Genomic DNA, 19,116 nt, shown 5'->3' on the forward strand with positions numbered 1-19,116 from the left:
TTTTGCTCACAACCCACTTAAGCACGTCTGGCTAACCAGAATGTGCTTAACGCCTTCTGTAACCCAATGAAAGCAAACAGCAGGAAACCAATGACGATTTTTGTCCACCATGAGCTCAAGGTGCCGTCAAACGTGATATACGTCTGAATCAGGCCCTGAATCAGCACGCCAAACAGGGTTCCCAATACGGTTCCGACACCGCCGGTCAGTAGCGTGCCGCCGATTACAACGGCAGCGATGGCATCCAATTCTACACCGCTTGCCGCCAGAGCATAACCGGCAGAGGTGTAGAGAGAGAAAACAATACCTGACAGCACCGCTAACGTACTGGAAAGCATGTAGATATGAATCGTCGTCCGCCTGACGGGCACCCCCATCAGTTCCGCTGAATAGCTGCTACCCCCGATCGCATAAACACGGTTACCGAAACGGGTACGGTGCGCCATCACGATCCCCAGCAGTACCACAATCAACATAACCAGCGCCAGAAAGGTAAACCGTCCTCCATCCGGCATGCGCCATGCTAAACCCGCCAGTTGGCTATAGACCGGGTGATCGATTGGAATCGACTCCTGTGAGACGATAAAGCTCATTCCTCGGACAAAGAACATACCCGCCAGCGTGATAATAAAGGCTGGCAATTTGAGCGTATCGATAATCCATCCCATCAACCCGCCAAACATGGCGCCCATCACCAGCGCTATTGCGAACGCAAAGAAAGGATCAATGCCATACGTACCAATCAGTTTGGCCAGTAACACACCCGTAAATGCAATCACTGACCCTACAGAGAGATCGATCCCACCAGACAGGATGACAAACGTCATCCCAACCGCCACGATCCCCAAAAAAGCGTTATCCGTCAGTAAATCAAAGAAAACTCGCGTCGACGCAAAGCCGGGAAACTGGCTGAGACAGAATAAATAGCCAGCAATAAAGACCAGAATCGTCATCAACAGGGGGAAGTGGCGTTTCAACATTATGTTTTCCTCCTGAACAGGTGGTGCAGCGAAATACGTGGAGATTGCATAACCAAAACCAGCAGAACGACGAGAGCCTTCAGAACCAGGTTGAATTCCGGCCGATAGCCAGACAGCAGGATGCCGGTATTCATACTCTGAATAATCAAGGCACCGACGACAGAGAGCAGCAAATTAAAACGCCCCCCAAGTAGCGACCCGCCACCGATCACCACGGCCAGAATCGCGTCTAATTCCAACCAGAGGCCCGCGTTGTTCGCATCCGCCCCACGGATATCTGCCGTCACGATAACGCCCGCTACGGCCGCACACACGCCGCATATGACATAAGCTGCGACCAATACCAGCTTCGTACTCACGCCAGCGTTGCGAGCCGATCGCAAATTAATACCGACTGATTCGATAAATAGCCCAAGCGCCGTTTTACGCGTCAAAATCCACAGCGCCAACAGCATTACGCAGGCAATAATCACTGGCATGGGTAGATAGAACAGGGTTCCGCTGCCCAGCTTAGCCAACCCGGCGTTATCAAACGTGATAATTTGACCTTCGGTAATCAACTGAGCAATGCCTCGCCCAGCAACCATCAGCATTAACGTCGCTACAATCGGCTGAATCTGTAACACCGCAACCAGAAAACCGTTCCATAGCCCACACAGCGCACCAACCAATAGCGCAATCAGTAATACAGAAGGGAGTGGATGACCAGCAGCGGTCAGTGTTGCGGCTGTCGCTCCAGCAATCGCCATAACTGCGCCCACCGATAAGTCGATACCGCCAGTGGCAATCACCAACGTCATACCTAATGCCAGCAGCGCAACGGGTGCACCGCGGTTAAGGATGTCGATAAGGCTACCGAACAAGCGCCCGTCCTGAATATGGAGGGAGAAGAAGTTGGGCGCGACCATGCTATCAATCAACAAGATGGCAACGAGCGCGAGAAGCTGTGGCACCCCTTTGGTGAACGTTAGGCGGACTTTTTTGGCAGGTTTGACGTTATTGTCTGTCATCAGTTGCTCCCGCTTGTACTGCGATTGCCTGCATCACTGCGGCAACCGAGATCTCATTATGTTCGAGATGCGCAACGTGCTGCCTGTCACGCAGTACAATGATGCGATCCGCATAACCGGTCAGTTCTTCCAATTCAGAAGAGATCACGAGTAAGGCCATCCCCTGCTCACACAGTTTTTCGATCAGGCGAATAATTTCAGCATGCGCACCAACATCGATCCCTCGTGTTGGTTCATCCAAAATCAAGAAGCGCGGTTCTGTTGCCAGCCAGCGCGATAGCAATACTTTTTGCTGATTCCCTCCTGATAGATACTGAATTTCCTGCTCTGGACCGGGCGTACGAATCCCTAATAGGCTGATAAATTTTTCAGCGATACGGGTTTGCTCACGTAAGGAAATGGGCTTCAGCCAGCCGCGCTGCGCCTGAAGCGCCAAAATGATGTTCTCTCGTACCGTTGCAGCACCGACAATGCCATCAGTCTTGCGATCCTCAGGGCAATAGCCAAAGCCGAGCTTTCCTGCTGCACGCGGCGTACGGATGCTGACTTGTTTGCCATCAACTCTGGCTTCGCCAGCATCAGGCACGTTAATACCAAATATCAGCTGCGCGGTTTCTGTCCGGCCGGAACCCAGTAGACCAGCGAGGCCAACAATTTCTCCTGGGCGCACGGAAAGCTCGAAGTCATTAATCGAGCCACGCCGACCATAGTGTTTAAACTGCACGATGGGCTCACCTGAGACGTCACTATGTTCGCCACGCTTCAATAATGTTTCATCAAAACTGTGCCCCAACATCATTTGGACTAATTCAATACGTGGCAATTCTGCGGCAGGTAATGTCCCCACTAGTTTTCCATTACGCAAAACGGTAATTCTGTCGCTAATGCGATAAACCTGATCCAGAAAGTGCGTCACAAATATCATACCGATTCCGCGGTCGCGCAACTTCCGTAATATATCCAGTAGCATATCGACTTCTTTTGCATCAAGGCTTGCGGTCGGTTCATCAAGAATTAAAACTTTAGCGGAAAGATCGATAGCTCTGGCAATGGCTACAATTTGTTGAACTGCGATGGAGTAATTACCAAGCGGATGGCTAACATCGATCATCAGCCCATAATTCAATAAAAGTGCTTCGGCCTGATGTAAGATTTTATGTTGATCCACGATACCCCAGCGTGTGGGTTCACGGCCAATAAATAGATTTGCTGCAACGGACAGGTTCGGTAATAGATTGACCTCCTGATAGACAGTACCAATACCCAACGACTGAGCATGAGCCGTATTTACAGGATTAATCGCGATACCATCGAGGATAACTTCACCAGCTGAGCGATGGTAAACGCCAGTCAACGCCTTAATTAATGTTGATTTCCCTGCGCCATTCTCTCCTAATAGCGCCACTATTTCGCCACGATTAAGCGTGAAGTCCACTTGATCTAATGCTTTTACCCCCGGAAACTCAACGCTCATGCCCCGAATATCTAACAACCGTGTCGTTTCCATCAGCATCACCTATGCGACAACTTAACAAGGCTACGTCACACCTGAGCAATATTATGGTAAGTAGGCTGACAATATTCACTGTCCTGTCATTTAACGGTACAGAAAGCATCGCAAGCCCACTTTCCCATATTCATATTTCTGCCAGGTATTTAGCAAAATTTATATCAATGATAAATCCACAATATAAATATCAATAACCAAGGTCTTTCTTGGTTTCATATTCCTGTTTTGCTGTGTCAGGCAGTAATAAACGTGATTCGGTTTGAATGAATTTTTCAGGCTGTTTTCCGTCTTTCTTCATCGCTAATAAAGCATCAAAAGCAGGCCCGGCCATATTAGGTGTTAATTCAACGGTGGCATTAGCTTCGCCATTCATCATGGCTTTGAAAATATCAGGGACACCATCAATGGAGACAACTTTTATTTGTGAACCAGGTTTCAGGCCAGCTTCTTTAATTGCCTGAATAGCGCCTATAGCCATGTCATCATTATGTGCATAAACCGCACAGATATTCTTTCCGTTCTGCTCAGCTTTAATAAAGCTTTCCATAACCTCTTTACCCTTACTGCGAGTAAAGTCTCCCGACTGTGAGCGAATAATTTTTATCTGTGGATCTGAAGCTATACCGTCAGCAAACCCTTTCTTACGGTTTATCGCAACGCTAGCCCCAACCGTTCCCTGTAATTCAACAACATTACAAGGTTTGCCTGCGGCTTCTTTCACAAGCCACTCCCCTGCTACTTTTCCTTCATAGACGCTATCAGAGACGATAGCAGCGGTGTACAACGATGGATCGCTAACCTCAATCGTTCTATCAAGCAGGAACACTGGGGTTTTTGCTTCTTTAGCTTCCTGTAAGACTGGTGCCCAACCTGTCGCGACGACTGGCGCAATAAATATGGCATCTACGCCCTGAGCGATGAACGACCGCACAGCCTTAATCTGATTCTCCTGCTTCTGCTGAGCATCAGCTATTTTTAACGTTATTCCACGCTTCTCGGCTTCCTGCTTTGATACTTTAGTTTCCGCAGAGCGCCATCCTGATTCTGAACCAATCTGGGAAAAACCAACAGTTAAGGGTTTTGCCTGTACGGCACCACACAACGCAGTGCTTACAGCAACAGCTACCAGTAAACGTCTGTACATACTTAAACTCCTTCTGCGTAGTCTTACAGCTACTTAGTCAGATTTCAGGTACAAAATAGCGCTACGAATTTCTGCTATAGCGCTACCGATGTGATGTTGGCAGGTATCACTAACAAGTGAATGCGACCTGAAGGATCGTTCTGAAAAAACGATTTACCGTTCACTCAGGTTGTAGATAGTTTTAGTTCAAATATCGAACAAGGTGAATGAGCAAGTTCACAACCTGGTATTACGGTGATTTTGTGCATATTTACAGCTAAATCAGCACGATCTATCAACAACACATCAGAAAAATTTATCTATTAAATAACAACACGTTAGATTAATTAGACATCCAGAGGGGAGAAATAACGGAGAAATTGGAAAGAGGGATACGAGACAGGATCGAGCATAAAGTACAGATCAAAAAAAACCCTTCACGATAACGTGAAGGGTTTTATTTGGCAGGGGCGGAGAGACTCGAACTCGCGACACCCGGTTTTGGAGACCGGTGCTCTACCAACTGAGCTACGCCCCTAAATTACGCTTAACATTATGCCTGCTAAAGTTAGCAGACATAATGTTAAATAAGTGGCGGAACGGACGGGGCTCGAACCCGCGACCCCCTGCGTGACAGGCAGGTATTCTAACCAACTGAACTACCGCTCCACCGAATTTCTCTACAACCACCAGATCGCTCCGGCTTACTGCTTAATTTGATGCCTGGCAGTTCCCTACTCTCACATGGGGAAGCCCCACACTACCATCGGCGCTACGGCGTTTCACTTCTGAGTTCGGCATGGGGTCAGGTGGGACCACCGCGCTATCGCCGCCAGGCAAATTCTGTTTCATTCCAACCGTCATGCTTTGCTCTCGCTCTCGCATAACCATCAGAACCAATCCTAAAACAAGCTGATTATCAAAATCTCTTTGAGTCACTCTCAAAACACCTTCGGTGTTGTAAGGTTAAGCCTCTCGGGTCATTAGTACTGGTTAGCTCAACGTATCGCTACGCTTACACACCCAGCCTATCTACGTCGTCGTCTTCAACGGCCCTTCAGGGGCATCTAGTGCCCAGGGAAGACTCATCTCGAGGCAAGTTTCCCGCTTAGATGCTTTCAGCGGTTATCTCTTCCGCACTTAGCTACCGGGCAATGCAATTGGCATCACAACCCGTACACCAGTGGTGCGTTCACTCCGGTCCTCTCGTACTAGGAGCAACCCCTCTCAATCTTCCAACGCCCACGGCAGATAGGGACCGAACTGTCTCACGACGTTCTAAACCCAGCTCGCGTACCACTTTAAATGGCGAACAGCCATACCCTTGGGACCTACTTCAGCCCCAGGATGTGATGAGCCGACATCGAGGTGCCAAACACCGCCGTCGATATGAACTCTTGGGCGGTATCAGCCTGTTATCCCCGGAGTACCTTTTATCCGTTGAGCGATGGCCCTTCCATTCAGAACCACCGGATCACTAAGACCTGCTTTCGCACCTGCTCGAGCTGTCACTCTCGCAGTCAAGCTAGCTTATGCCTTTGCACTAACCTCCTGATGTCCGACCAGGATTAGCTAACCTTCGTGCTCCTCCGTTACGCTTTGGGAGGAGACCGCCCCAGTCAAACTACCCACCAGACACTGTCCGCAACCCGGATTACGGGTCTACGTTAGAACATCAAACATTAAAGGGTGGTATTTCAAGGTTGGCTCCACGCAGACTGGCGTCCACGCTTCAAAGCCTCCCACCTATCCTACACATCAAGGCTCAAGGTTCAGTGTCAAGCTATAGTAAAGGTTCACGGGGTCTTTCCGTCTTGCCGCGGGTACACTGCATCTTCACAGCGAGTTCAATTTCACTGAGTCTCGGGTGGAGACAGCCTGGCCATCATTACGCCATTCGTGCAGGTCGGAACTTACCCGACAAGGAATTTCGCTACCTTAGGACCGTTATAGTTACGGCCGCCGTTTACCGGGGCTTCGATCAAGAGCTTCGCCTTGCGGCTGACCCCATCAATTAACCTTCCGGCACCGGGCAGGCGTCACACCGTATACGTCCACTTTCGTGTTTGCACAGTGCTGTGTTTTTATTAAACAGTTGCAGCCAGCTGGTATCTTCGACTGATTTCAGCTCCATGAGCAAGTCACTTCACCTACCATCAGCGTGCCTTCTCCCGAAGTTACGGCACCATTTTGCCTAGTTCCTTCACCCGAGTTCTCTCAAGCGCCTGAGTATTCTCTACCTGACCACCTGTGTCGGTTTGGGGTACGATTTGATGTTACCTGGAGCTTAGAGGCTTTTCCTGGAAGCGTAGCATTGGTTACTTCATCACCGTAGTGACTCGTCATCACGCCTCAGTGTTAATAATGACCCGGATTTACCAAAGTCATCCACCTTCACGCTTAAACCGGGACAACCGTCGCCCGGATAACCTAGCTTTCTCCGTCCCCCCTTCGCAGTAACACCGAGTACAGGAATATTAACCTGTTTCCCATCGACTACGCTTTTCAGCCTCGCCTTAGGGGTCGACTCACCCTGCCCCGATTAACGTTGGACAGGAACCCTTGGTCTTCCGGCGTGCGGGTTTTTCACCCGCATTATCGTTACTTATGTCAGCATTCGCACTTCTGATACCTCCAGCAACCCTCACAGGCCACCTTCGACGGCTTACAGAACGCTCCCCTACCCAACAACACCTGAGTGTCGCTGCCGCAGCTTCGGTGCATGGTTTAGCCCCGTTACATCTTCCGCGCAGGCCGACTCGACCAGTGAGCTATTACGCTTTCTTTAAATGATGGCTGCTTCTAAGCCAACATCCTGGCTGTCTGTGCCTTCCCACATCGTTTCCCACTTAACCATGACTTTGGGACCTTAGCTGGCGGTCTGGGTTGTTTCCCTCTTCACGACGAACGTTAGCACCCGCCGTGTGTCTCCCGTGATAACATTCTTCGGTATTCGTAGTTTGCATCGGGTTGGTAAGTCGGGATGACCCCCTAGCCGAAACAGTGCTCTACCCCCGAAGATGAGTTCACGAGGCGCTACCTAAATAGCTTTCGGGGAGAACCAGCTATCTCCCGGTTTGATTGGCCTTTCACCCCCAGCCACAAGTCATCCGCTAATTTTTCAACATTAGTCGGTTCGGTCCTCCAGTTAGTGTTACCCAACCTTCAACCTGCCCATGGCTAGATCACCGGGTTTCGGGTCTATACCCTGCAACTTAACGCCCAGTTAAGACTCGGTTTCCCTGCGGCTCCCCTATTCGGTTAACCTTGCTACAGAATATAAGTCGCTGACCCATTATACAAAAGGTACGCAGTCACCTAACAAGTAGGCTCCCACTGCTTGTACGTACACGGTTTCAGGTTCTATTTCACTCCCCTCGCCGGGGTTCTTTTCGCCTTTCCCTCACGGTACTGGTTCACTATCGGTCAGTCAGGAGTATTTAGCCTTGGAGGATGGTCCCCCCATATTCAGACAGGATGTCACGTGTCCCGCCCTACTCATCGAACTCACAGCTTGTGCATTTTTGTGTACGGGACTATCACCCTTTACTGTGCGACTTTCCAGACGCTTCCACTAACACACAAACTGATTTAGGTTCTGGGCTCCTCCCCGTTCGCTCGCCGCTACTGGGGGAATCTCGGTTGATTTCTTTTCCTCGGGGTACTGAGATGTTTCAGTTCCCCCGGTTCGCCTCATGACACTATGTATTCATGTCATGATAGTGTGTCGAAACACACTGGGTTTCCCCATTCGGGTATCGTCGGGTATAACGCTTCATATCAGCTTACCGACGCTTATCGCAGATTAGCACGCCCTTCATCGCCTCTGACTGCCTAGGCATCCACCGTGTACGCTTAGTCGCTTAACCTCACAACCCGAAGGTGTCTTTAATAAATAAAGCCAACATCGCGCTGTGATTATTTGAGAGACTCATTGACAGACTGATGCATCACTCACACCACATTACTGTTGTGTCAGTATGTTCAGCTGTCATGTTTCAATTTTCAGCTTGTTCCAGATTGTTAAAGAGCAAAACGTCGCAGTGCACCCAAGCAGGTACACTCTGAAGTTTTCTATGCAGCGAGTAGTGATGGTGGAGCTATGCGGGATCGAACCGCAGACCTCCTGCGTGCAAGGCAGGCGCTCTCCCAGCTGAGCTATAACCCCATCGTTGCTTACAGATACCTTAGATACCACTCACGGAAGAGTTGGTAGGCCTGAGTGGACTTGAACCACCGACCTCACCCTTATCAGGGGTGCGCTCTAACCACCTGAGCTACAAGCCTATTAAGGTATTTCTGCTCGTTATTTTCATCAGACAATCTGTGTGAGCACTTCACTTAACACACATCTTCTTGGTAAGGAGGTGATCCAACCGCAGGTTCCCCTACGGTTACCTTGTTACGACTTCACCCCAGTCATGAATCACAAAGTGGTAAGCGCCCTCCCGAAGGTTAAGCTACCTACTTCTTTTGCAACCCACTCCCATGGTGTGACGGGCGGTGTGTACAAGGCCCGGGAACGTATTCACCGTAGCATTCTGATCTACGATTACTAGCGATTCCGACTTCATGGAGTCGAGTTGCAGACTCCAATCCGGACTACGACGTACTTTATGAGGTCCGCTTGCTCTCGCGAGGTCGCTTCTCTTTGTATACGCCATTGTAGCACGTGTGTAGCCCTACTCGTAAGGGCCATGATGACTTGACGTCATCCCCACCTTCCTCCGGTTTATCACCGGCAGTCTCCTTTGAGTTCCCGACCGAATCGCTGGCAACAAAGGATAAGGGTTGCGCTCGTTGCGGGACTTAACCCAACATTTCACAACACGAGCTGACGACAGCCATGCAGCACCTGTCTCACAGTTCCCGAAGGCACTAAGGTATCTCTACCAAATTCTGTGGATGTCAAGAGTAGGTAAGGTTCTTCGCGTTGCATCGAATTAAACCACATGCTCCACCGCTTGTGCGGGCCCCCGTCAATTCATTTGAGTTTTAACCTTGCGGCCGTACTCCCCAGGCGGTCGATTTAACGCGTTAGCTCCGGAAGCCACGCCTCAAGGGCACAACCTCCAAATCGACATCGTTTACAGCGTGGACTACCAGGGTATCTAATCCTGTTTGCTCCCCACGCTTTCGCACCTGAGCGTCAGTCTTTGTCCAGGGGGCCGCCTTCGCCACCGGTATTCCTCCAGATCTCTACGCATTTCACCGCTACACCTGGAATTCTACCCCCCTCTACAAGACTCTAGCCTGTCAGTTTTGAATGCAGTTCCCAGGTTAAGCCCGGGGATTTCACATCCAACTTAACAGACCGCCTGCGTGCGCTTTACGCCCAGTCATTCCGATTAACGCTTGCACCCTCCGTATTACCGCGGCTGCTGGCACGGAGTTAGCCGGTGCTTCTTCTGCGAGTAACGTCAATCGATAAGGTTATTAACCTTACCGCCTTCCTCCTCGCTGAAAGTGCTTTACAACCCGAAGGCCTTCTTCACACACGCGGCATGGCTGCATCAGGCTTGCGCCCATTGTGCAATATTCCCCACTGCTGCCTCCCGTAGGAGTCTGGACCGTGTCTCAGTTCCAGTGTGGCTGGTCATCCTCTCAGACCAGCTAGGGATCGTCGCCTAGGTGAGCCATTACCTCACCTACTAGCTAATCCCATCTGGGCACATCCGATGGCGAGAGGCCCTAAGGTCCCCCTCTTTGGTCCGAAGACGTTATGCGGTATTAGCTACCGTTTCCAGTAGTTATCCCCCTCCATCAGGCAGTTTCCCAGACATTACTCACCCGTCCGCCGCTCGTCACCCAGAGAGCAAGCTCTCCTGTGCTACCGCTCGACTTGCATGTGTTAGGCCTGCCGCCAGCGTTCAATCTGAGCCATGATCAAACTCTTCAATTTAAGATTTGTTTGATTTGCTGAACTCGTCAGCGATGCTCAAAGAATTAGTCACTGTTCATTCGTAATGAATTTTACTGTTGTTCACTCTTCAAGACTTTTTTATATCGTTAAGATACGGTCTTGTGAGTGCCCACACAGATTGTCTGATTAAATTGTTAAAGAGCAGTGCCACATCTTCCGTGGCGCGGGCCGCATATATTATGCTTTTCCGCTGTGAAGTCAAGTCATTACTGACCGCCTTCGTTGAATCTTTTTTCCTGTCACCACAACCGCGTGTCGCTGTTGCCGTGTCAGTGGAGGCGCATTATAGGGACTTCTCGGCCACTGACAAGCGCTAAATGCAAAAAAATTATCGTTTGTCTACTATTTGCCCACAAGGCTATCAAAGTGGCAGTTTTTCCAGCGAATCGAAGCCATAACGCTGCAATATTGACCACAGCGTAGCGACTTTAGGCGTAATCGCCAGGCAGTAAACCAGATTCTTATCTGTCGAAAGTGGAGGATTATCCAGATTAGCAATCAGCCATGCTGTTCTTTTGGCTATAGCAGCACCAGAATCTACAAGACGTGTACCATCTGGCAAGGCCATTTTCAGCTCTTCTGCTAATAATGGAAAATGCGTACACCCGAGCACGACCGTGTCTGGCGGTTCCGGTAAACGTAGCCAAGGGCGCAGAATTTTTTGCAGTTCGGAAATTGAGATCGCCTCACCCTGCAATTTCGCTTCTGCTAACTCAACCAGTTCTGACGATCCCAATGACAGAATCTGGCAATCCGTCGCAAAACGGGCAATCAGTTCATGCGTATAGGGACGTTGAACCGTTGCGCGCGTCGCCAATAGGCCAACAACACCGTTGCGTGTCAGCTTAGCCGCCGGTTTAACCGCTGGGACGACGCCCACGACAGGGAAAGTAAAGCGCTCACGTAGCGCAGGAAGGGAAATCGTACTCGCCGTATTGCAAGCAATCACAACCAATGCGAGCTGATGACGTTGTTGGACTGCGCTAACAATCTCAACCACGCGCTCGATAATAAACTGCTGTGATTTCTCACCATAGGGAAACGCTTCATTATCGAATGCGTATATATAGTGAAGATCCGGCAGGAGTTGCCGGATCTCATCATAAACAGACAGCCCGCCTACGCCGGAATCGAAGACCAGAATCGTAGGACGGGATGGCAAGTTAGAAGGTATAGCTTCCTGTGAGATAGTATTCTCGCCCTGCCGTGCGGTAGCCATATGCCGTCTCATAATCTTTATCAAACAGGTTGGCGATTCTACCACGAACTGTCAGATGAGAGGTGATCGGATATGAGGCTGCGAGATCCCAAAGGCTTACGCCGCCTAATTTCACAGGCTGGAACGTGTTGTAGTCCGTGTCATAACGTTGTCCGAGATACTGGTAAGTCACCGACCAATCAATATCAGCCACCGCCCAATCCAACTGATACTTAACCTGCTGCTTGGCGCGACGTAATAACACTTTATTCGTCTGGCTATTACGCGGGTCAAGGTAATCAAAAGAAACTGTGTGAGCCAGAGGACCAGTATCGAAAGATGCCGTTGCTTCAGCACCTTTGATACGCGCTTTTTGGATATTGCCGTAACGATTTGTTGAGTCAAAATTGATGAGGTTGTCAATATCATTGCGATAGCCAGACAGCCTCCAGTTAACCGGGCCAGTCAAACCTTCGAAGCCGCCTTCCCACTGCTTACTTTCTTCTGGCTTAAGATTGAGGTTACCGTATTTTTCGCTATAGACCTGATTCAGGTTCGGCGCTTTATAAGCAGTTCCATAAGAGGCAAAAATGCTGTACCCCTCAATAAACTCCCACGCAGCGCTCGATTGCCAAGTGTTATGCCAGCCAAAAACATTATTGTCATCGCCCCTAACAGCCCCTTCTAGCGTCACACTGCTTATTTTTTGTTGGGCGGTGGCGTAGATACCAGCGTTACGTTGCTCATGCCCAGCCGTTACGCGACCTGTACCTGGTTGTGATATCTGTTTTTGCCAATCCACACCCGCGCTAACACTCCCCGCGCCAACAGCAAATGTATTGCCCCATTGCAGGTTATATTGTTTTACATCATCCAACGATGATGCAGGGCTATAACGTCCCTTAGCAGGATCAAAATTTAGATCCTTGGTGTAGCTATAACTGGCGACTAATTGGCTCGAATAAATATCTCGGTTAAATTGCAGGCCTGCATCCCACGTTTGACTATAAAGCTGCCGAATACTTGGTGTACCCAAAAAAACCCACGTTACGTCCTCAAGGGCATCATAACCATCATAATCGGTTCGATTATCAAAACCATATCCACGCACGAAACCACTAAATTCATCATTGAACTGCTGCTTTACAGCACCATAGATGGATTTACTCATGAATCCATCACGATCTGGCTGACGCGGCGCATCAGCAGCAGCGACATCAAATCCTTTGGTATAGGTGTAATTACCCGCTAACGTGACTGTTGTGCCACTATCCAAAGTCTGTTGGGTTGCCAAATCATAGGCTTGGTAGCCTTTTGAGCCAACACCAGCAACCAATGTTGTGCCATTTTTCTCTCTGGTGGTAATGATGTTTACAACACCACCAATAGCATCAGAACCATAGACAGCGGAACGTGCACCACGGATATATTCTATCTTTTGAACCAAAGAAAGAGGAATCTGGCTGAGGTCGGAAGAACCGCTAATACCAGCTTGATTCAAACGAATGCCATCTATCAAAATAAGAACATGTCTGCTCTCAGAACCTCTAATGCGTAATGCACTTTGTTGTCCCAATCCACCACTCTGTTCAATATCCACACCAGGCAAACGGCGCATAACATCAGTCAGGTTTTTCGCCTGCCAGCGGTCGATCTCTTCTCTTGTCACTACAGTCGTAGGCGCCAGCACCGAAGAAACCGGCTGTGCGAAACGATTTGCTGTGACTACCATATCATCGGCATTTTTTTCCGATGACGGATTTTGGCTTTCCTGTGCCCAGCCAGAAAATGCCGTGACGGAAAGCGCCGTCAGCAGCGAAACTTTTTTAATCATTGTTAAAGCATCCGAGAAATAATAAGGATGCCGCAGGCTCTGTTAATAGCACGCGATATGCAGAACCAATTGCGACGTATTCCGGCAGGTCTTCGGGCTTGGATGCCGTTGTCGCCACAAACCGTCAACAACGGTAGGGGATACAACGAAAGCGATGACTTCCCATCCTCAAAAGTTGAAGACAGTGTCTGCATAATAATGCTATCGCCGGGGCATTCCTTACCGCTGCGCGTCAGCTCCAGATTTACACTGGATTCCCTTTTAACTTGTGGTACAAGGCCGGACGCTCATCCTACAATCGCGAATTGTGGAAGTCTAGACTTCTATATCACTACAGGATAATCACGTAACAAAACTGGACTTCCTGGCCGGATTCCCTACAATTCCCGGCCAATAACACCCTTTTAGACGCTGTTGACGAGAAAACCATGACGCCAGAAATCCTGCCCATCGAACAATACGACGACCAGCTTGCAGAGAAAACCGAGCGTCTGCGTGGGATGATGGCACCGTTCAATGCACCGGAGCCTGTCGTCTTCCGTTCTCCCGTCACTCACTATCGGATGCGTGCCGAATTCCGTATCTGGCACGATGGCGACGAGCTTTATCACATCATGTTTGACCAGCAAACCAAACAGCGCATTCGGGTTGATCGCTTTCCGGCTGCCAGTGAACTGATCAACCGCCTGATGCCGGAGCTGCTTACCGTCATTCAGCCCGATTCTGTCCTGCGCCGCAAACTGTTCCAGATAGACTACCTGTCCACCCTGAGCGGCGAAGTGATCGTTTCGCTGCTGTATCACCGCGCACTGGATGAGGAATGGCAGGAACATGCCCGCGCGCTGCGCGATAGCCTGACAGCGCAGGGGTTCCGTCTACAGTTGATTGGTCGCGCGACAAAAACCAAAATCTGCCTCGATCGCGATTATGTCGATGAGTGCCTGCCGGTTGCAGGTCGGGATATGATTTACCGACAGGTAGAAAACAGCTTCACGCAGCCGAATGCCGCGATAAATATTCAGATGCTGGAATGGGCGCTGGATGCGACAGCGGGATCAACAGGAGATTTACTGGAGCTGTATTGCGGTAACGGCAATTTTTCACTCGCGCTGGCAAGAAATTTCGAACGCGTACTGGCGACGGAGATCGCCAAGCCCTCCGTCGCGGCGGCACAGTATAATATCGCGGCGAACCAGATAGAGAACGTGCAGATTATCCGTATGGCAGCGGAAGAATTTACTCAGGCTATGCAGGGCGTACGCCAGTTTAACCGCTTACAGGGTATCGATCTGACGAGCTACCAGTGCGAGACCATTTTTGTTGACCCGCCGCGCAGCGGACTGGATGACGAAACGGTGAAACTGGTGCAGGCGTATCCGCGCATTCTTTATATTTCCTGCAACCCGGAAACGCTGAGCAACAACCTGCAAACGCTATCGGAAACCCACGACATTCGCCGTCTGGCGCTGTTTGATCAATTCCCTTACACCCATCATATGGAGTGCGGCGTGCTGTTGGAAAAACGTCAGTAACGCACATAATCTGGCGGGTCACCCCGCCAGTATCCATCCGCTACAGCGTCTCGCTCTCTTCTGCAGATACAGCATCCGTCTCTTTTCTGCGACGCAGCTTCAGGCCAATCCAGAAAACTAACACCACGCACAGGATTGAAGGAATAAAGTTCGATCCAATCGCGGGATATTCAACGCGCACGATGGCGCTGTAAATCAACAATCCCAGCAGAAAACTGGCCGCTGCCAGCATCGGAATACCTTCCGGCATACTGTGGTGCAAATAACGTTGATGCAGACAATAAATGGATAATATCAGCGCAAGCAGGGGAAAAATCGAGAATGGAACAATGCTGCTAAACAGGGCGGAAAATGCGCCGTTTACGGATAGGCCCGCAATCAACGCCAGCACCAGCGTACCTTTTTCTTGATGAGGTTTGTGTGTCATGGTTTATCCCTTCTCATGTTGGTATAGAGGATTTATGGCACGGTAAAGCTACTATCGTGTTCTTTTCTGTACCAGTAATAAGCACCTTTAGCGATCATCCGCAGTTGCAGTACTAGCCGCTCTTCTAGCTGTTTACGCTGTTCCAAGGAAACATCCAGGGCTTCCGCCCCCGCGCTGAAAACAATGGTCACCATCGCTTCCGACTGCGCTTCCGCAAAACTGCGGGGAATGTGGTTTTCCACCTCAAGATAATCCGCCAGTTCAGCGATAAAATGCTGAATCTCCCGCGCGACCGCCGCACGGAATGCCGCCGATGTACCTGAACGTTCACGCAGCAACAGCCGGAACGCATTAGGATTATTGCCGATAAATTCCATGAAGGTGGAAACCGATGTCCTGATTACGCTACCGGTTTTGGCGATACGTTGCCGAGCCTGCCGCATTAACTGGCGCAGCATCAGCCCGCTTTCGTCGACCATTGTCAGCCCCAGCTCATCTACGTCACGAAAATGACGATAGAAAGAGGTCGGCGCGATACCCGCCTCGCGGGCAACTTCACGCAGGCTCAGGCTAGCAAAGCTGCGCTCAGCGCTTAACTGGCTAAATGCAGCTTCAATAAGGGAACGACGAGTCCGTTCTTTTTGTTGTGCTCTGACACCCATTATGCTGCCCAAATGATCTACTCCCTTTTCCAGAGGGGCACTATAGCAAACTTTATTGTCCGCAGAATGAGACAAAGTTTGCCATATTAAGAATGTGAGAATCTGTTTCCATAGTAAAGGCAGGGATGATTGGGTTCTGTCTCAGTCGATGTTACAATCGCACGATGTTAAGGCCACGTTATTATTTTGTATAAAAACAGGTTTAACCTACCATGACTCTACAACATCAATTCGATTATGATGCCATTGTGATTGGCTCCGGTCCCGGCGGTGAAGGTGCAGCAATGGGATTGGCCAAGCATGGTGCCAAAATTGCGGTGATTGAACGTCACTACAATGTCGGCGGCGGTTGTACCCACTGGGGTACGATTCCTTCCAAAGCCCTCCGCCACGCCGTCAGCCGTATTATCGAGTTCAATCAAAACCCCCTCTACAGTGACAACTCCCGCATTATTCGCTCCTCATTTTCCGATATCCTACGCCATGCCGACAGCGTCATTGGTCAGCAAACCCGTATGCGACAAGGATTTTATGAGCGTAATCAGTGCGAGTTGTTTTCCGGTGAAGCCAGTTTCATCGATGCACACACGATTGCCGTTCACTATCCAGACAATACCCATGAGACGCTGACCGCCGCGAATATCATCATTGCGACCGGTTCACGTCCATATCATCCGGCAGATGTCGATTTCGATCACCCGCGCATTTACGATAGCGACTCTATACTGCAACTCGACCACGAACCCCAGCACGTCATCATCTATGGTGCGGGTGTCATCGGCTGCGAATATGCTTCTATCTTTCGCGGCCTGAGCGTTAAGGTCGATTTAGTCAACACCCGCGACAGGCTGCTGGCCTTTCTCGATCAGGAAATGTCGGATGCGCTGTCCTACCATTTCTGGAACAACGGCGTGGTTATCCGCCACAACGAAGAATTCGAGAGTATTGAAGGGCTGGCTGACGGCGTTATCGTCAACCTGAAATCAGGCAAAAAGATGAAGGCGGATTGCCTGCTCTATGCCAACGGACGCACGGGGAACACGGAAACGCTGGGGCTAGAGAATATCGGCCTGAGCACCGACAGCCGCGGGCAGCTCAAGGTCAACAGCATGTACCAGACGGCGCTGGCGCATATTTATGCCATCGGCGATGTCATTGGCTATCCGAGCCTGGCATCGGCAGCGTACGATCAGGGTAGGCTTGCCGCACAGGCGATTATCAAAGGCGATGCCAGCGCGCATCTGATCGAAGATATCCCGACCGGTATTTATACCATCCCGGAAATCAGCTCCGTGGGGAAAACCGAGCAAGAGCTCACCGCGATGAAAGTGCCTTACGAAGTCGGGCGGGCACAGTTTAAACATCTGGCACGGGCGCAGATTGTCGGGATGAATGTGGGGAGTTTGAAGATTCTGTTTCACCGCGAAACGAAACAGATTCTGGGTATTCACTGCTTTGGTGAGCGCGCCGCGGAGATTATCCACATCGGGCAGGCCATCATGGAACAGAAAGGTGAAGGTAATACTATCGAATATTTCGTTAATACCACCTTCAACTATCCAACCATGGCAGAAGCGTACCGCGTAGCGGCGCTAAACGGGCTTAACCGCTTATTTTGACAGGGTTTCCATATAGCCCTGCATATGCTCGCGGATGGTATCAGCAAGTTGCTCATAGCGTCCGCGCAGCGGTGAACCAGGGCGGTACACCAGCGCGATAGTGCGCTTGGGCTCCGGTTTATAGCACGGCAAATAGCAGACGCCATCACGTTCGCGTTCGCGCGGAACAGACAATGCTGGCAGCAGCGTAATCCCGCTTCCGGCTGCGACCATGTTGCGCAGCGTCTCCAGACTGGTCGCCCGGAAATGCGTATCTTCATCCGCCCCCGCCTGAAAACAGAAGCCCATCGCCTGATCGCGCAGGCAGTGGCCGTCTTCCAGCATCAACAGTTTTTCGCCCGCCAGATCGGACATTGCCACGCGTTCGCGGTTCGCCCAAGGGTGATCCTGATAAATCGCCAGCTTCATCGGCTCGTCAAACAGAGGAACTTCGATAAAGGCTTCGGACTCTTTCACCATCGCCAGAATGGCGCAGTCCAGTTTGCCGCTGTCCAACTGGGCCAGCAGTTGATGGGTTTGCGCTTCGTGCAGGTACATTTCGAGTTTGGGAAACGTGCGATGCAGCATCGGAATAATTTGCGGCAAAAGATAAGGCCCCACGGTGGGGATCAGGCCGATATGCAGTGGCCCAGACATGGTTTCGCCCTGCTGGCTCGCCATCTCTTTTAATACTTTGACCTCGCGTAATACCGTTCGTGCCTGCTCGACCAGCAGCAGACCGGCTTGCGTAAACAAAACCTTGCGGCTGGTGCGCTCAAGCAGCATCACGCCGAGTTCATCTTCCAGTTTACGAATCTGTCCACTGAGCGTTGGCTGACTCACATGGCAGGAATCTGCCGCGCGCCGAAAGTGACGATGTTCTGCCAGCGCGACAAGATACTCTAAGTCCCGAATATTCATTATTATTCTCCTTATCATGATAGCTAACAACGATAGATAGGATATCAATGAACGACAATCCCTATCAATATCCAAAATGAATAATATATCCCACCAAAGCGTATCTATTTATTTCTACAGGAATAAAACAATATTTTTACGATTTCGGTACCACGGATATATACCCTAAATAATTCGCGTTGCAGGACAAACGTTAACGTTTGAACAACGCAAAGCGTTGGCCCGCTAGGGCGAGTAGCGCAGCCAACGCACATGCACCTTGAAGTATGACGGGTATACCTACTAGCCTTCAGCCACGCTATAACAAGCAGACTAACCTCTTCAAGCGATTTGGCAGCGACAGCATTTTGTGTGTGTCGGCCAACGATACTCCGGCGATCGACACCGGGAAATCTGAC

11 protein-coding genes, 4 tRNA genes, 3 rRNA genes and 1 riboswitch are annotated in these 19,116 nt (G+C 50.3%); of the genes, 2 read left to right on the plus strand and 16 right to left on the minus strand.

All coding sequences use genetic code 11. The features are described from left to right. Positions 1 to 17: 17 nt before the first annotated feature. The 13 genes from yjfF to btuB all read right to left on the minus strand — a co-directional run bounded on the left by yjfF (position 18) and on the right by btuB (position 13,578). Entirely contained in the window at positions 18 to 980 is a 963-nt protein-coding gene (yjfF, locus tag JFY74_19830; protein QQG28270.1) for a sugar ABC transporter permease YjfF, read from the minus strand. Next, the gene (locus JFY74_19835; GenBank protein QQG28271.1) at positions 980 to 1,990 is read right to left on the minus strand and encodes an ABC transporter permease; all 1,011 of its coding nucleotides are present in this window, start codon (positions 1,988 to 1,990) and stop codon (positions 980 to 982) included. The genes yjfF and JFY74_19835 overlap by 1 nt, the downstream gene beginning before the upstream one ends. After that, positions 1,977 to 3,497 (minus strand): sugar ABC transporter ATP-binding protein, encoded by a 1,521-nt coding sequence (locus tag JFY74_19840; protein QQG28272.1) that lies wholly within the window; start codon positions 3,495 to 3,497, stop codon positions 1,977 to 1,979. The genes JFY74_19835 and JFY74_19840 overlap by 14 nt, the downstream gene beginning before the upstream one ends. Before the next feature lie 190 nt (positions 3,498 to 3,687). Then, positions 3,688 to 4,644 (minus strand): ABC transporter substrate-binding protein, encoded by a 957-nt coding sequence (locus JFY74_19845; protein ID QQG28273.1) that lies wholly within the window; start codon positions 4,642 to 4,644, stop codon positions 3,688 to 3,690. A 441-nt stretch (positions 4,645 to 5,085) separates the two neighbouring features. After that, positions 5,086 to 5,161 (minus strand) — tRNA-Trp (locus JFY74_19850). Between the two features lie 54 nt (positions 5,162 to 5,215). Continuing rightward, positions 5,216 to 5,292: transfer RNA gene (locus tag JFY74_19855), tRNA-Asp, on the minus strand. Between the two features lie 52 nt (positions 5,293 to 5,344). Continuing rightward, positions 5,345 to 5,460: ribosomal RNA gene (gene rrf / locus JFY74_19860) — 5S ribosomal RNA — on the minus strand. Positions 5,461 to 5,585: 125 nt separating this feature from the next. Beyond that, positions 5,586 to 8,492: ribosomal RNA gene (locus tag JFY74_19865) — 23S ribosomal RNA — on the minus strand. 223 nt (positions 8,493 to 8,715) lie between these two features. After that, a tRNA-Ala gene (locus JFY74_19870) sits at positions 8,716 to 8,791 on the minus strand. A 42-nt stretch (positions 8,792 to 8,833) separates the two neighbouring features. Beyond that, positions 8,834 to 8,910, minus strand: a tRNA-Ile gene (locus JFY74_19875). A gap of 73 nt (positions 8,911 to 8,983) precedes the next feature. Next, positions 8,984 to 10,525: ribosomal RNA gene (locus JFY74_19880) — 16S ribosomal RNA — on the minus strand. The 16S, 23S and 5S rRNA genes sit together here with 4 tRNA genes alongside, the layout of an rRNA operon. Positions 10,526 to 10,907: 382 nt before the next feature. Beyond that, positions 10,908 to 11,765, minus strand: a complete 858-nt coding sequence (gene murI, locus JFY74_19885; protein ID QQG28274.1) for a glutamate racemase — start codon at positions 11,763 to 11,765, stop codon at positions 10,908 to 10,910. Then, positions 11,710 to 13,578, minus strand: a complete 1,869-nt coding sequence (gene btuB / locus JFY74_19890; GenBank protein QQG28275.1) for a TonB-dependent vitamin B12 receptor BtuB — start codon at positions 13,576 to 13,578, stop codon at positions 11,710 to 11,712. The genes murI and btuB overlap by 56 nt, the downstream gene beginning before the upstream one ends. A gap of 65 nt (positions 13,579 to 13,643) precedes the next feature. Further along, positions 13,644 to 13,877, minus strand: a riboswitch (cobalamin riboswitch). Positions 13,878 to 14,006: 129 nt separating this feature from the next. Here btuB and trmA point away from each other — a divergent pair. Then, on the plus strand, positions 14,007 to 15,110 hold the full coding sequence (trmA, locus tag JFY74_19895; GenBank protein QQG28276.1) for a tRNA (uridine(54)-C5)-methyltransferase TrmA: 1,104 nt from the start codon (positions 14,007 to 14,009) through the stop codon (positions 15,108 to 15,110). Between the two features lie 40 nt (positions 15,111 to 15,150). Here the strand turns inward: trmA and JFY74_19900 are convergent, their stop codons facing one another. Then, a complete protein-coding gene (locus JFY74_19900) occupies positions 15,151 to 15,537 on the minus strand; it encodes a YijD family membrane protein (GenBank protein ID QQG28277.1) in 387 nt (128 codons plus the stop codon). A 32-nt stretch (positions 15,538 to 15,569) separates the two neighbouring features. Continuing rightward, positions 15,570 to 16,199, minus strand: coding sequence for an HTH-type transcriptional repressor FabR (fabR, locus tag JFY74_19905; protein QQG28278.1), 630 nt, complete (start codon positions 16,197 to 16,199; stop codon positions 15,570 to 15,572). A 212-nt stretch (positions 16,200 to 16,411) separates the two neighbouring features. Here fabR and sthA point away from each other — a divergent pair, with 212 nt between their 5' ends. Beyond that, positions 16,412 to 17,818: a Si-specific NAD(P)(+) transhydrogenase gene (sthA, locus tag JFY74_19910; GenBank protein ID QQG28279.1), complete on the plus strand. Its 1,407-nt coding sequence runs from the start codon at positions 16,412 to 16,414 to the stop codon at positions 17,816 to 17,818. Here the strand turns inward: sthA and oxyR are convergent. Then, a complete protein-coding gene (oxyR, locus tag JFY74_19915) occupies positions 17,810 to 18,718 on the minus strand; it encodes a DNA-binding transcriptional regulator OxyR (GenBank protein QQG28280.1) in 909 nt (302 codons plus the stop codon). The two genes, sthA and oxyR, sit on opposite strands and share 9 nt — an antisense overlap. Between the last annotated feature and the right edge of the window lie 398 nt (positions 18,719 to 19,116).

It is taken from the genome of Pectobacterium carotovorum, assembly GCA_016415585.1.
Lineage (GTDB): Bacteria > Pseudomonadota > Gammaproteobacteria > Enterobacterales > Enterobacteriaceae > Pectobacterium > Pectobacterium carotovorum_K.